This is a genomic window from Variovorax sp. GW821-FHT10C12, from assembly GCF_059415405.1.
In genome coordinates this window covers 1-13,582 of sequence record NZ_JBWKNE010000017.1, presented here as the reverse complement: position 1 = coordinate 13,582, position 13,582 = coordinate 1, and the positions used below count along the sequence as shown (strand labels likewise).

The following is a 13,582-nucleotide window of genomic DNA, read 5'->3' as shown; positions in this document are numbered from 1 at the left end:
CGACCACGCGGACCTGCGCATCGTGTTCCTGGTCGACTCGCTCGCACAGCTGGCGCTGATCGAAGACTGGTCGAAGCACCATCCCGCCAGCGTGCCCTTCGAGGTCATGCTCGAGATCGGCGTGCAGGGCGCACGCACCGGCTGCCGCACGCACGACGAAGCCATTGCGCTCGCCACGCGGGTGCGCGCCAGCGACGCGGCCAAGCTCGTGGGCATCGAGACCTATGAAGGGCAGGGCGCCACCGGCGAAAGCGGGCCCGACACGGCCTACGCCACCACGCTGATGGACCGCGTGGAAGCCGTGGCGCGCCACTGCGACACGCACCAGCTCTTCGAGACCGACGAGGTGCTGGTCTCGGCCGGCGGCTCGGCCATCTTTGACCTCGTGGCCGGGCGCCTGAAGCCCGCGCTGGGTGCGCCCGTGCGCGGCCTGCTGCGCTCGGGCTGCTACGTCACGCACGACCATGGCTTCTACAAGCGCATGGTGAGCGTGGTCGACGAGCGCCTGGGCTGCGACTGCGGCGAGGGCCTGACGCCGGCGATGGAGGTCTGGGCCAACGTGCAGTCGCGGCCCGAGCCCGGCCTGGCGATCCTGTCGGTCGGCAAGCGCGACATCTCCTTCGACCTGTCGATGCCCGTGCCGATCGCGCGCGCGGCGCGCGGCGCGTTGCAGCCGCAGGGCGTGCCCGCCGGCTGGAAGATCACTGCGCTGAACGACCAGCACGCCTACCTGCGCTGGGACGCGAGCGAAGAGGCCGATGCACCGAAGGTCGGCGACCGCGTGGGCCTGGGCATTTCGCACCCCTGCACCACCTTCGACAAGTGGCACTGGATGCCCGTGGTCGAGAACGACTACCGCGTGAGCGACGCTGTCGCCATGCACTTCTGAAAACGCACCGATGACGCCCTCCTTGCTCCAGAGAATCGCCGAGGCGCGTGGCGATGCCCCGGCCACGCGGCGCGCGATTCTCGACCTGATCCTCGAAGACCCCGACCGCGCGCTCGAAGAGAGCTTCGAGCAGCTGGCCGAGCGCTCGCGCAGCTCGGTGCCCACCATCATGCGCACCTGCCGCGACCTCGGCTTTGCCGGGCTGCGCGAGTTCAAGCTCGCGCTCGCGCAGGAGCTGGCGCTCGGCGGCTCGCCGCTGCACCGCCGCGTCAACATCGAAGACGCCGCCGACGAAGTGGTCAGCAAGATCGCGCGCAGCGCCGCGGCTTCGGTCTCGGGCGTGCGCGGCCAGCTCGACATGCAGGTGCTCGACGGCGCCGTGCGCGCCATCGCGGCCGCACCGCACGTCGACCTGTACGGCGCGGGCGCCACCTCGTGGTTCATGGCGAACGACCTGCAGGCGCGGCTGTTCCGCCTCGGCCTCTCGGCCAATGCCTGGGCCGACTACCACCTGCAGCAGGTGGCCGGCGCGGCGCAGCGTCCGGGTGGCGTGGTCATCGCCATCTCGCACGTGGGCGGCATGCCCTCGCTGCTCGACGCGGTCGACATCGCGCGCGGGCAGGGCGCGAAGGTGGTCGCGATCACGCGGCCGGGCACGGCGCTCGCGGCCAAGGCCGACTTCCTGATCGGCTTGTCGGTGCCCGACGACGCGGTGATGCACGTGGGCATCGACGCCTACCTCACGCACCTCACGGTCATCGAGATCCTCACCGTGCTGGTGGCGCAGCGCCGCGGCGAGCCCGCCGTGCAGCGCCTGCAGCGCGCACGCGAGGCTTTCCAGCGCCACGGCATCGACGCCACCACGCACCCGCTGCAGAGCTGGGACGGCGGCGGTATCAACGCAAAAAAGGGAGACGGCGAATCATGAGCAACGCACACGCCGTGCTGCTCGAAGCCGGCCTCGTGGTCGACGGCTCGGGCGGCCCTTCGTGGCCCGGCGACGTGCTGTTGCAGGGCGACCGCATCCTGGCGCTGGGCGACGGCCTGCGCACGCGGCTGCCTGCAGGGTTGAACATCGCCGACATCGACGTGGTCGACTGCCGCGGCAAGGTGATCGCGCCCGGCTTCATCGACGCGCACACGCATGACGACGCCATCGTGCTGCGCGACCCGCTGTGCCTGCCCAAGGTGTCGCAGGGCATCACCACCGTGGTCACGGGCAACTGCGGCATTTCGCTGGCGCCGTACCGCACGCCGCAGTCGAAGCCGCCGCTCACGCTGCTGGGCGCGGATTCGTTCAAGCACGCGACCATGGCCGAGTACCGCGCGGCGGTCGATGCGGTTCAACCGGCACTCAACGTGGCAGCCCTCGTGGGCCACACCACGCTGCGCTTCGCGGCGATGCAGGCGCTCGACCGGCCCGCCGATGGCGATGAACTCGCGCGCATGGAAACGCTGCTCGACGACTGCATGGCCGCGGGCGCGCACGGCATGTCGTCGGGCCTGTTCTACGAAGAAGCCTTTGCCGCGCCGGCCGAAGAAGTCACCGCGCTCGCGCGCGTCGTGGCGCGCCACGGCGGCGTGTACGCCACGCACCTGCGCAGCGAGATGCAGCAGATCATCGAGGCGCTGCACGAGGCCGGCGACACGGCCTTCAGCGCGGGCGTGCCGCTGGTCATCTCGCACCACAAGTGCGCCGGTCCCGCGAACTGGGGCCGCACGAAGGAGACGCTGCCGCTGATCGAGGCGCTGTCGCAGCGCCAGCAGATCGCGATGGACGTCTACCCCTACGTGGCCGGCTCCACCGTGCTGCGCGAAGACCTGGTCGACGGCGTGATCGACGTGCTGCTGACCTGGTCCGACCCGCACCCCGAGATGACCGGCCGCCTGATCTCCGACATCGCGCGCGAGTGGGGCACCACCGAGCAGGAAGCCTGCCTGCGCCTGAAGCCCGGCGGCGCCTGCTATTTCCAGATGCAGGAAGAAGACGTGGAGCGCGTCATCGCGCACCCGCTCACCATGATCGGCAGCGACGGCCTGCCGCACGACCGCCATCCGCACCCGCGCCTGTGGGGCGCGTTCCCGCGCGTGTTCGCGCGCTACTGGCGCCAGCGCAAGCTCTTCACGCTGGAACAGGCGGTGCACAAGATGACAGGCATGACGGCGCGCAACCTGCGCATCGCCGATCGCGGCCTGCTGCGCGTCGGCACGATGGCCGACGTGGTGGTGTTCGACCCCGAGACCATCACCGACACCGCCACCTACGACAAGCCGCATGGCGTGAGCGTCGGCGTCGAGCGCGTGTTCGTGAATGGCGTGCTGGCCTATCGCGGTGGCGAGGGCGAAGCGAAGGTGCTGGCGCGCGCGGGGCGGATGCTCACGCGCGGACGCTAGGCATCAGGCAAACACCAGGCAGACGGGCGCGGGCACCTGCGCCACCTGCACCGGCTGGTCCAACTTGCCGCTGGCCGGGTCGATGCGCAGGCGCAGGACGCTGTCGCCCTTCTGGCTGAGCGCGTAGAGGTGGCTGCCGCCGGGCGCCATCGCCAGCGCACGCGGAAAGCGCAGGCCTTCGCTCCAGTGCTGCAGCGGTGTCAGTGCGCCGTTGCTCGGGTCGATGCGGAACGCGGCGATGCTGTCGGCCATCGGGTGGTCCGACTTCAGGCGGCGGTTGCTCGCGTAGAGAAACTGCCCCGACGGATGCATCACCAGCGCCGCCGCGTTCTTCTGGCCGGTGTAGCCCTCGGGCACGGTCGAGACGCGCTGGCGCTGTTCCCCGACCTTGCCGCTCGCCGCGTCGTAGCCGAAGCCCGCGACCGTGGCGTCGAGTTCGTTCACCACGTACAGGAAGCGCTGCGACGGATGCAGTGCCAGGTGGCGCGGGCCGCTGCCGGGCGCGACGGCCGTGCGGCCGAGCAGGGCCAGCTGGCCGTCGGCGAGCGTGAACGCGTTGATGCGGTCGGTGCCCAGGTCGGTGGCGAGCAGGCGCTGGCCCGTGCCGTCGAACAGCACCATGTGCGGATGCGGCGATTCCTGCCGCTGCGCGTCGGGGCCGGTGCCGGTTTCCTTCTCGATGCCCGAGACCTTGCCGAGCCTGCCGTCCGCCTCGATGGGCAGCACGTTGTAGGCACCGCCGCCGTACAGCGCCACGGCCAGCGTGCGGCCATCGGGCGACACGGCCAGGTGCGCGGGGACCACGCCCGAGAGCGAGAGCGGCTGGCGGTTGAGCAGCGTCAAGCGCCCGTCGTTCGCATCGATCGCATAGGCCTCGGCCGTGCCGGTGGGCAGGCCCTGGTAGGTGTCGATCTCGTTGATCGCATAGAGGAAGCGCCGGCTCGGGTGCACCGCGAGGAACGAGGGGTTCGCGCTCGCGACGGTCTGCACGGGCGTCCAACTGCCGTCCCGGATCGCGAGCACGTAGATGCCCTTCGATGCCGGGCCGCCGGCGGTGCCGCCCGGTGCGTCGCTGGTGTAGGTGCCGACGTAGGCGAAGCGGGGTGCGGGCAGGGTGCTGGCGACTGCGCTGCTTGCAGTCTCGGGCGTCTGCGCACTGGCGGGGGCCAGTGGTGTCAATGCGCCGAGCGCGGAGGCACCACCGATCCACTGCATGACGGCGCGGCGGTTCTGACCGGGCTGGCTGGGACTGTGTGTCATGGGTTCTTTCCTCTCGTGCAAGGGTTCAGGGCCGCACCGACATGGCATGGTGAAAGATGTTGTTCGGGTCGTAGCGCCGCTTCACTTTCCGAAGGAAGGCGTAGAGCCCCTGGTCCCCGTAGTAGAGCTGCGGCCAGAACGGGTGCGCCAGCATGTCGTTGTCCGGGTAGTTGATGTAGCAGCCTTCGTAGCGCTCGCCGGGGTAGGGCGTGCCGGCAAAGCGCTCGGGCACGTCGGGCGTGCCGTACACGTCACGGTAGAAATCGCCGATCCAGCGCAGGTGGCCCGCATCGTCCGCCGCGCTGCGCCAGTAGGTCTGGTACTGCAGCTTCATGATCGACGCGCGCTGCGGCACGGCGGTGTCGTCGATGCGCTCGGGCTTGTTGATCGCGCCGCCATAGGAGTCGACCTGCACCAGCGACTGGCTCAGGTCGATGCCGGGCATCGTGCGCGTGAGGTGCGTGTAGATGCGCTGCGCCTCGCGCACGGTGAAGTTGCGCTTCATGTAGGCCGACTTGTACTTGCCGCGCTGGTTCTCGCCCGAGCCGTTGAGGTACTGCGTGGCCGTGAGCCAGTCGTAGCGCGTCACGGTGTGCGGCTTGGAGCACAGCAGCTGGCCCGTGTCCCGCTGCGGTGCCGGGCCCACGCCGGGTGCGCGGCCCTTCAGCGGCACGGGCGTGCAGGCGCGAAAGCGCTCGAGAAAGTCGTGGAGCACCGTGAGGTCGTTGCAGGTGCCGTCGGGGTTGCAGAACTGTGTGAGCATCACGATCTGGCCCGACGAGCGGTGCGTAAGCTTGAGCAGCGAGAACATGCCCCAGGTGTCGGGCGAGGTGCCGCGCGTGGCCCAGTAGTCGCCGTAGATGGCGAGCAGCTGGGCGAAGCGCGCGGGCGTCATGCTGGCCCAGTCGAACGCGACCACCGCGAGCGCCACCTCGCGCGGCGCGGTCGGCAGGGTGTCGAACACATAGCTGGTGATCGCGCCGAAGTTGCCGCCGCCCGCGCCGCGGCAGGCCCGGAACAGGTCGGGCTCGCGCGTCGCGTCCACGGTGCGCGGCACGACCTTGCCGCGCGCATCGACCGTGAGGATGTCCACCGCCGAAAGCCAGTCGACCGTGAGGCCTTGCAGGCGCGACAAGAGGCCGTAGCCGCCGCCGCAGATGTGGCCGCCCGCGCCCACCGAATAGCAGGAGCCGCCGGGCAGCGTGACGTTGTGCTGCTTGTACAGCTCGAGGTAGCCGTTCCAGTTCTGCGTACCGGGTGCGACGCGGTAGCGGCCGTCGCCCTTGCGCTCGGCACTGGCCTGCGTGAGCAGGCTCAGGTCGAGGATCGCGCCGCCGGGGTTGTTGGAGACGAAGTCTTCATAGCAATGCCCGCCGCTGCGCACCGTGGGCCGCCGGCCTGCATCGACGATGCGCTGCAGCGCGGCGGCGGCATCGTCTGCGTTCTCCACCAGCTCGATGCGCGATGCCGCATCCGAATCAACGGAAGGCCATCGCAGGTTGAAGCCTTTCTTCAGGGTGTTGTAGCGCGGATCCTGGCGTGTCACGGTGATGGTCATGGGCACTTTCTGAAGGACGCCGTGCGACGGCGGTAAGACGAAAGAAGGACGCGAAACCTGGGGCGTGTCTTACGCGCGGGTATTCATTTGCAAGGCCGGCCGGAAATGGAAGCGTTATGTCTTATCTCCAGCGGGTCGTGCTGAATGCTGCGCGATGGCGCTCATCTTGCCGTCAATTTCGAGCGCGTCGCACCCCCTCGAAAGCATGTGGGTTTCGCGTCACGAACACCGCATTCGGCGCGCAAAAAAGGGCGCGCAGACAGCGCCTGCGATCTCAGCGCGCGCCTGCCGCGGCTTCGTCTTCCGGCTGTGCCTGGAACATGCGCGTGAAGTCGCAGCACGCCTGCGCCAGCATCACGATCGACGACGTGAGCGCGCTGCGGTGCTCGCCCTTGTGCATGGCCACGTAGCGCACCACGGGCAGCGCGGGCGTCACGTCGAGCACCTCGAGCATGCCGGCGTCGACCAGCGGCGCGAGGCATTCGCGCGGCAGGTAGCTCACGCCCAGGCCCGACACGGTGAGGCCCGTGAGCGCCACGAGGTTGCTCACCACGATCGCGTTGGCGGGCTGCACGCCCTGGTCCTTCATCCAGGCGTCGTAGGCGCGGCCGGTGCCCGAGTTGTTGCCCTGCACCAGCATGCGGTGGCGCGCCAGGTCGTGCAGGCGCACGGTGCCGCTGGCCTGCACGACGCCGGGCTTGCACATCCACGCACTCTTCACGCGGCCGATGACCTTGCTCTGCATGCGCGAGTCGGCGAAGGTGTGAGGCACGATGACCACGTCGAGCTCGTCGGCCAGCAGCTTGTCGCGCAGCTGCAGGCTGTCGTCCACGTCGGGTTCGAGGATCACCTTGGGGTAGTGCTGCTGGATCAGGCCGACCAGGCGCGGCAGCCACGTCATCGCGGTGAGCTCGGTCACGCCCAGGCGGATGCGCCGCTCCACCACGCCGGGCTTGCCGAACTGCTCGACGGCGGCGTCGCGCTGGTCGAGCAGCTTCCTGGCGAGCACGAACATCTCCTCGCCTTTTTCGGTGAGACGCGCCGTGCGCTGGCTGCGGTCGAAGAGTTCGGTGTCGAATAGCTGCTCCAGCTCGTGCACGCGCTTGGAGATGGCTGACTGCGAGGTGTGCAGCTGGTTGGCCGCCTGCGCGAAGCCGCCCAGTCGGGCGATCCAGTAGAGGGCTTCGAGTTGCTTGAAGGTCATCACGGCGGGCGGCTCCTGAAAGAAAGAACGCTTTTCTTCATGCGATTCGATCACAAAAAATCGCTTTTAGAAATTCATCGGGACGCAGAAGATGCGCGCCAGGCCACCGTCATTGCAACCCAAGGAACACACCATGGACTTCAAACTGCCTCTCGCCCCTCTCGCATTGGCACTCGCCCTCGTCTTCGCCTGCGGCGCCGCCAGCGCGCAGGACGCCGGCACGCTGCGCAAGATCAAGGACAGCGGCACGATCCAGATCGGCGCGCGCGACAGCCAGATCCCGTTCTCGTACAAGCTCAGCGCCGACAGCGCGCCCATCGGCTTCACCAACGACATCTGCCTGAAGATCGTCGATGCGGTAAAGGCCAAGCTGGGCCTGCCGAAGATCGAGGTGCGCTACACCATGCTCAACTCGACCAACCGCATCCCGCTGCTGCAGAACGGCACCGTGGACCTGGACTGCGCGACCACCACCAACACCACGCAGCGCCAGGCGCAGGTCGACTTCGCGCCGAGCCACTTCGTCACCAACATCACGGCCGCCGTGAAGAAGAGCTCGGGCATCAACGCGCTGCCCGACCTCAATGGCAAGAACGTGGCCACCGTCTCGGGCAGCACCTCGATCCAGCTGCTGCGCGGTGCGCGCAAGAGCGGCACCATCGAGGTGAACGAGATCGCGGGCAAGGACACCTCCGACGGCTTCCTGCTGCTGTCCACCGGCCGCGCCGATGCCTACGTGCTGGACGACGTGCAACTGGCCGGCATGATCGCCAGCGCCACCAACCCGGGCGACTACAAGATCCTCAAGGAGTCGCTGCGCCAGGAGCCCTACGGCATCATGCTGCGCAAGGACGACCCCGAGTTCAAGGCGCTGGTCGACGAGACCGTCAACGGCCTCATGAAGTCGGGCGCCATCGAGCAGCTGTACACCAAGTGGTTCCTCTCGCCGATCCCGCCGCGCAACGCGAACCTGAACTTCCCGATGACGGACGCGGTGCGCGAGATCTACAAGAACCCCAACAACAAGGGCGTCTGACACCATGGCAGCCACACGTGCGGACCTGCCCCAAGGCGAGCTCCTTTCCGATGCGCTGATGCGCCAGGTGCGCGAGCGCTTCCTGGGCATCGAACGCGACCACCATGGCCGCGAGCGCCTGTACTTCGACAACGCCGGCGGCTCGTTCCGGCTGAAGGCGGCGGTCGAGCGCTTCGCGCTGGTCGACGCCATTCCCGACAACGCCGAGCGCATCCACGCCACCGCCGTCGAGCTGCAGGCGATGCAGGCGCGCGGCGCCGACGACCTGCGCACCATCCTCAACGCCACGGGTGGCAGCGTGTACCCCTCGCTCACCGCGTCGGGCGCGATGTTCGACATGGTGCGCGCGGTGGCCGAGAACGTGCCGGGCACGAACATGGTCACGACCGCGCTCGAGCACCCGTCGGCCTTCGACGCCATGCGCCTGTATGCGGAGCGCCTCGGGCGCGAGCTGCGCGTGGCGAAGAGCAACCCCGTCACCGGCGGTGTCGACGTGGACGCCATCGTGGGGCTGGTCGACGAGAACACCTGTGTGCTCAACGTGATCCACGCGTCGAACATCTCGGGCGCCAAGCTCGACATGGCGGCCATCGTGCGGCGCGCGCGCGAGATCAAACCCGACCTGTACATCCTCGTCGATGCCGTGCAGCACGCGCCGCACGGCGTCATCGACCTGCAGCAGACGCCGGTGGACGGCATCAACCTCGCGCCCTACAAGTTCTTCGGCTGCCGCGGCTCGGGCTTCTCGTGGATGTCGGAGCGCGCGGCTGCATTGCCGCACCACAAGCTGGCCGGCAAGAAGCCCGGCCACTGGGAGCTGGGCAGCTCGGCGCCGTGGCAGTTCGCGGTGCTCACCGAAATCGTCGACTACGTGGGCTGGCTCGGTGGCCACTTCACCGATGCGACCGACCGCCGCGCCCGCTTCGTGGCGGGCATCGAACGCATCGAGCTGCACGAGCGCGCGCTGCTGGCGACGCTGCTCGACGGCACCGCGCGGACGCCGGGCCTGCGCGCGCTCGACGGCGTGCAGGTGTTCCTCGACCACGAAGACTTGACGCAGCGCGACCTGATCCTGGGCATCGGCTTCGACGGGCTCGACTGCACGCAGGCCGTGGTGGAGTACGGCCAGCGTGGCGTCACCGTGTACGAGCGCGTGGCCAGCAGCATCTACTCGAAGCGGATGCTCGAATCCTTCGGGCTCGAAGGCACCGTGCGCGTGTCGCCGCTGCACTGCCACACGGTGGGCGAAATGGAAGCCTTCCTGCGCGTGACGCGCGAGATTGCGGGCGCCTTCGCGTCCGCCTCGCCCGCAGTCAGCGCGGCGTAGGCCGCGCCGGCGCCGCGCAGGCCGGCGTGTCGTTCGCCTGCCGCAGGTAGGCGAGCAGGTCGGCGCGGTCGCGTGGATCGGGCACGCCGTCGTAGGTCATGCTGCTGCCCGGCACCATCGCGAGCGGGGCGCTGAGGAAGCGGTCGAGCGTCTTGTCGTTCCACACGATGCGCGACTTCTTCATCGCCTCCGAGTACGCGAAGCCCGGCACGCTGCCGGCGAGCCGGCCGAACAGGCCGCAGTGGCGCGGCCCGACCCGGTCGGCGGCCAGCGCGTGGCAGGCCTGGCAGCGCGCGTAGACCTGTTCGCCGCGCACCGCGTCGGGCGTTGCGGCAGCCGCACAGGCCCATGCGGCCAGCAGGCCCGCTGCGAGCCCGCGCGCCGCACGGCTCACGACACGAACGCCGAAGGCACCGGCGCCTCGCCGAGCGCCTGGCGCAGCACGGCCCAGTGCATCGCCTCGTCGCCGAGGATGCTGGCTGCGGCCTTCGACAGCTCGCGGTGGCCGAACAGCGGCACCGCGCCCAGGTAGGCGCTCACGGCGCCCTGTTCAAGCTTCGCCGCGAAGCGCAGCACATCGGCCTGCGACTTGAGCTGTTCCACCGGAAAGTCGTAGCGCGCCTTGGCCGCGACGGCCTTGCCGCCGAGCTTCGCGATGGTCTTGGCCAGCACGTCGGCATGTTCCTTGTGGTGGCCCTGGAAGGTCACGGCGAGGTCGAGCACGGGCTTCTCGAGCAGCTTGCTTTCCGCACCGAGCTGGTAGGCCGCGATGGCTTCGAGCTCGGCGCCGAGCGCGGTGTTGAGGATCTGCACGTCGTTGCCGGTGGCACCGCCGCTCTTGGCGGCGAGCGCGTCGCGCCCCGCCAGCAGCGCCACAGCGGCGCCCGACAGCATCAGGCCGGAGTGGCCGAGAAAGGCGCGCCGCGCGGCGGCCGGTGTGGGCATCAGGAAAAAGGACATGGTGGGGTCTCCTCGGGGTGGTGGTTGTGGGAAGCCATCAGGGCAGTGCCGCCAGCACGCGCGCCACGATGCGGTCGCAGCGCGCGCCGTCGAACGCGAAGGCGTCGCCCGTCGCCAGGTCGATGTCGCGCGACAGGCTCTCGCGCAGCAGGCTGCGGGCGCGGAAGAAGCGCAGCCGCACCGTGGCCTCGGGCAGCTGCAGCGCCTCGGCGGTTTCGCCGACGCTGAGTTCCTGCACCGCGCGCAGCACGAACACGGTGCGGTAGGCGTCGGGCAGCCGGTCGATGCGGCGCTCCATGAGTCGGCGAAGGTCTTCCCGCATGGCGAGGCGCTCCGGTTGGCGATCGGGGTCGTCGGCGAGCTGCGTGTCGGGGGCGTCGTCGTCGTCCCCCGCAGCCATGCCGCCGTCGAGCGGAATCACCTGTGCGCCGCGGCGGCGCAGGCGGCCCAGCGCCTCGTTGATGACGATGCGCACCAGCCAGGTCGAGAGCTTTGCTTCGTCACGGAAGCCGCCGATGGCGCGCCAGGCGCGCAGGTAGGCGTCCTGCAGCGCGTCTTCGGTGTCGGCGTTGCTGTGCAGGATGCTGCGCGCGGTGCGAAACAGCAGCTGGTTGTGGCGCCGCATGATGCGCGCGAAGGCCTGCGTGTCGCCCTGCGCGGCGCGTGCGGCCAGTTCGGCGTCGGGCGCGTTCGCGTCGGCATCGGCAGTCAGGGGCAGGGCGGTGGGCGGCATGCGGTGGGTTCCTTCTGCCCATTGGATGGCGCATCCCCGCGCCGTGTTGCAACTTTCTCAGGCGCCTTCCTGCGGCCCGTGCGGCGCCTGTTGCGCGTTCACGCGCGCGATGTTCTGCTGGTGCGACACCAGCATGGCCGTCAGCTCGCCGTGGATGTGCGCGTCGACGATGCGCGGCAGCAGCGCCTGCAGCTTGCGCACCACCCAGCCCTGGCCGCGGTTGAGCAGCGCCAGGCGCGCGCCCAGTTCCGGCACCGCCATCGCGCGCTCGTAGAACGCGCCGGTGCGCGTGCTGGGCGTGGCGGCCAGCGACTGGATCGCGTCGATCAGCACGCCACACCAGCGCACCTCGTCGCGGTGGATGTCGGTCACCAGGCGCTGCAGCGCGGGGTCGTCGGTCTCGGTGGCGCTGCGCAGCGTGATGCGCGCACCGGCGCGCTCGGCTTCGAGCAGTTCGTTCAGCGCGGCCAGCAGGTCGTCGCGGTCGCCGGCTTCGCGGTAGGCCGCGTCCAGCTCGTCGGCGTAGCAGACCGGCGAGGACACCTCCACCCGCTCGGGCAAGCGCAGCCCCTGCGCACGCAGCGCGGCGGGCGTGTCGGCGAAGGGCGCAGCAGCATCGTTGGGCGGGGCGGCGTGGGGCATGGGCGGCAGGGGACGCATGGGGCGGGGCTCCTGGAAACGTGTGCCTGCCCATGGTGAACCGATGCTTCTCCCCAAGCCAATGAATGTTCATTGCAAATGAGTGCAAAAAAACTAATATGAATCCGATGGACATAGGCCTCGCCCGCACCTTTCTCGAAGTCGCGGCCACCGGCAGCTTCGTGGCCGCGGCCGAGCGGCTGCACCTGACGCAGACCGCCGTCAGCGCGCGCATCCGCCTGCTCGAAGACCAGCTCGGGCGGCGCCTGTTCGTGCGCAACAAGGCCGGTGCGCGGCTCACCGCCTCGGGCGAGCGCTTCGTGGCGCACGCGACCACGCTGGTGCAGGTGTGGGAGCGCGCACGCCAGCATGTGGCGCTGCCGCCGGGGATCGAGGAGGGCGTGAGCGTGGGCAGCGAGCCCAGCCTGTGGCATCCGCTGCTGGCCGACTGGCTGATCTGGATGCACCGCGTCTGCCCCGAGATCGCGCTGCGCGCCGAGGTCGACAGCGCGCAGCGCCTGCTCGACGCTGTGCAGGGTGGCGCGCTCGACCTGGCCGTGCTCTACAACCCGCCGCAGCGCCCCGGCCTCGTGGCCGAACTGCTGGCCGAGGAGCGGCTGGTGATGGTCACCACCGACCCCGAAGGCCGGCTCGACCGCACGCGCTACGTGTCGGTCGACTGGGGCCCGGCCTTCGCGGCCAACCACGAGGCCGCGTTCCCGGAGCTGGCCCATGCGCCGGTGTCGATCTCGCTCGGGCCGCTGGCGCTCACCTACCTGCTCGCCGTGGGCGGCGCGGGCTACTTTCGCATCGGCGTCGCGCGGCCCTTCCTGGCCGACGGCCGGCTGCGGCTGGTGGAGGGCGCACCGGAGTTCTCGCATTCGGCGCACGCCGTGTATGCGCCGCAGCGCGAGAACGAGACGCTGGCGCGCGTGCGCGCCGGGCTGCGGCTGGTGGCGGCAGAGGAAGAAGGGCGCCGGGACAGCGGCGTGCATTTGCCGGACTGAGGCGCCGTCCTGCATCGCCGGGTGCTACTTTCAGGTACTTACGCTCGGGCCACCGGGACTCCGACAATCGGACGCATGCCACCCCGCGCAACGCGGGGAAGAAAAATAAGTTCGGGGAGTTTCATGTCCAACCACGGCAGCGTGCCCTTGCGCATGCGTTCGTCGTCACCATCCGCTGACCGCAGCGCCCTGTGGGCCGAGCTGAGCCAGACGGCGCGGCTGTATCGCCTCGAAGCGCCGAGTGCCGCTTCATCGTCTTCGTCCGCTGCGCGCGAGAGCATCGACGCCCTGCGCGTGGAGGGTTGGGTGCAGCGCGAGGCGGTGTCGCAGCTGTTCGAGTTGCGCATCGTGTGCCTGAGCTTGCGCGCGGACCTGGCACTTTCATCGCTGATCGACCAGCCGCTGACGCTGGTCACCGTGCTGGCCAATGGCTCGCTCGCAAAGCGCACTGGATTGATTCGCGCCGTCGAGTCGTTGGGCTCCGACGGCGGCCTGGCCCGCTACCGCCTCACGCTCGTGCCCTGGCTCTGGCTGGCCACCCAGCAAGGGCGCAGCCAGGTCTTCCAGCAGCGCAG

14 protein-coding genes are annotated in these 13,582 nt (G+C 69.7%); 7 read left to right on the top strand and 7 right to left on the bottom strand.

Annotated features, from left to right (window positions below; translation table 11 throughout):
* From AC07OH_RS31735 to AC07OH_RS31725, 3 genes are all read left to right on the top strand, one after another.
* Nucleotides 1-889, top strand: an 889-nt coding sequence (locus AC07OH_RS31735) for an alanine racemase (RefSeq protein WP_495303342.1), incomplete at its 5' end; no start/stop codon positions are given.
* A 10-nt stretch (nucleotides 890-899) separates the two neighbouring features.
* The gene (locus tag AC07OH_RS31730) at nucleotides 900-1,817 is read left to right on the top strand and encodes a MurR/RpiR family transcriptional regulator (RefSeq protein ID WP_495303341.1); all 918 of its coding nucleotides are present in this window, start codon (nucleotides 900-902) and stop codon (nucleotides 1,815-1,817) included.
* A complete protein-coding gene (locus AC07OH_RS31725) occupies nucleotides 1,814-3,283 on the top strand; it encodes an N-acyl-D-amino-acid deacylase family protein (protein ID WP_495303340.1) in 1,470 nt (489 codons plus the stop codon). The genes AC07OH_RS31730 and AC07OH_RS31725 overlap by 4 nt, the downstream gene beginning before the upstream one ends.
* A 3-nt stretch (nucleotides 3,284-3,286) precedes the next feature.
* Here the strand turns inward: AC07OH_RS31725 and AC07OH_RS31720 are convergent, their stop codons facing one another.
* The 3 genes from AC07OH_RS31720 to AC07OH_RS31710 form a co-directional block, all read right to left on the bottom strand.
* Nucleotides 3,287-4,543 (bottom strand): lactonase family protein, encoded by a 1,257-nt coding sequence (locus AC07OH_RS31720; RefSeq protein WP_495303339.1) that lies wholly within the window; start codon nucleotides 4,541-4,543, stop codon nucleotides 3,287-3,289.
* A 25-nt stretch (nucleotides 4,544-4,568) separates the two neighbouring features.
* Nucleotides 4,569-6,101: an FAD-binding oxidoreductase gene (locus AC07OH_RS31715; RefSeq protein ID WP_495303338.1), complete on the bottom strand. Its 1,533-nt coding sequence runs from the start codon at nucleotides 6,099-6,101 to the stop codon at nucleotides 4,569-4,571.
* Nucleotides 6,102-6,375: 274 nt separating this feature from the next.
* Nucleotides 6,376-7,305 (bottom strand): LysR family transcriptional regulator, encoded by a 930-nt coding sequence (locus tag AC07OH_RS31710; RefSeq protein ID WP_495303337.1) that lies wholly within the window; start codon nucleotides 7,303-7,305, stop codon nucleotides 6,376-6,378.
* A gap of 133 nt (nucleotides 7,306-7,438) precedes the next feature.
* On the opposite strand from AC07OH_RS31710, the gene AC07OH_RS31705 reads away from it, so the two are divergent.
* Together AC07OH_RS31705 and AC07OH_RS31700 are read left to right on the top strand one after the other, a co-directional pair.
* A complete protein-coding gene (locus AC07OH_RS31705) occupies nucleotides 7,439-8,341 on the top strand; it encodes an amino acid ABC transporter substrate-binding protein (protein WP_495303336.1) in 903 nt (300 codons plus the stop codon).
* A gap of 4 nt (nucleotides 8,342-8,345) precedes the next feature.
* Nucleotides 8,346-9,668, top strand: coding sequence for an aminotransferase class V-fold PLP-dependent enzyme (locus AC07OH_RS31700; protein WP_495303335.1), 1,323 nt, complete (start codon nucleotides 8,346-8,348; stop codon nucleotides 9,666-9,668).
* Here the strand turns inward: AC07OH_RS31700 and AC07OH_RS31695 are convergent.
* From AC07OH_RS31695 to AC07OH_RS31680, 4 genes are read right to left on the bottom strand one after another with little or no spacing between them, the layout of a single operon-like run.
* Nucleotides 9,655-10,062 carry a c-type cytochrome gene (locus tag AC07OH_RS31695; RefSeq protein ID WP_495303334.1) on the bottom strand — a complete coding sequence of 136 codons (408 nt, stop codon included), beginning with the start codon at nucleotides 10,060-10,062 and terminating at the stop codon, nucleotides 9,655-9,657. The two genes, AC07OH_RS31700 and AC07OH_RS31695, sit on opposite strands and share 14 nt — an antisense overlap.
* Nucleotides 10,059-10,628 (bottom strand): ferritin-like domain-containing protein, encoded by a 570-nt coding sequence (locus AC07OH_RS31690; RefSeq protein WP_495303333.1) that lies wholly within the window; start codon nucleotides 10,626-10,628, stop codon nucleotides 10,059-10,061. Before AC07OH_RS31690 ends, AC07OH_RS31695 begins: the two co-directional genes overlap by 4 nt.
* Before the next feature lie 37 nt (nucleotides 10,629-10,665).
* The gene (locus AC07OH_RS31685; protein WP_495303332.1) at nucleotides 10,666-11,361 is read right to left on the bottom strand and encodes an RNA polymerase sigma factor; all 696 of its coding nucleotides are present in this window, start codon (nucleotides 11,359-11,361) and stop codon (nucleotides 10,666-10,668) included.
* A 57-nt stretch (nucleotides 11,362-11,418) separates the two neighbouring features.
* A complete protein-coding gene (locus tag AC07OH_RS31680; protein WP_495303331.1) occupies nucleotides 11,419-12,021 on the bottom strand; it encodes a DUF6306 domain-containing protein in 603 nt (200 codons plus the stop codon).
* Between the two features lie 107 nt (nucleotides 12,022-12,128).
* Here AC07OH_RS31680 and AC07OH_RS31675 point away from each other — a divergent pair, with 107 nt between their 5' ends.
* Nucleotides 12,129-13,007: a LysR family transcriptional regulator gene (locus AC07OH_RS31675; protein ID WP_489063005.1), complete on the top strand. Its 879-nt coding sequence runs from the start codon at nucleotides 12,129-12,131 to the stop codon at nucleotides 13,005-13,007.
* Nucleotides 13,008-13,130: 123 nt separating this feature from the next.
* On the top strand, nucleotides 13,131-13,582 hold a 452-nt coding region (locus AC07OH_RS31670; RefSeq protein WP_495303330.1), incomplete at its 3' end, for a contractile injection system protein, VgrG/Pvc8 family.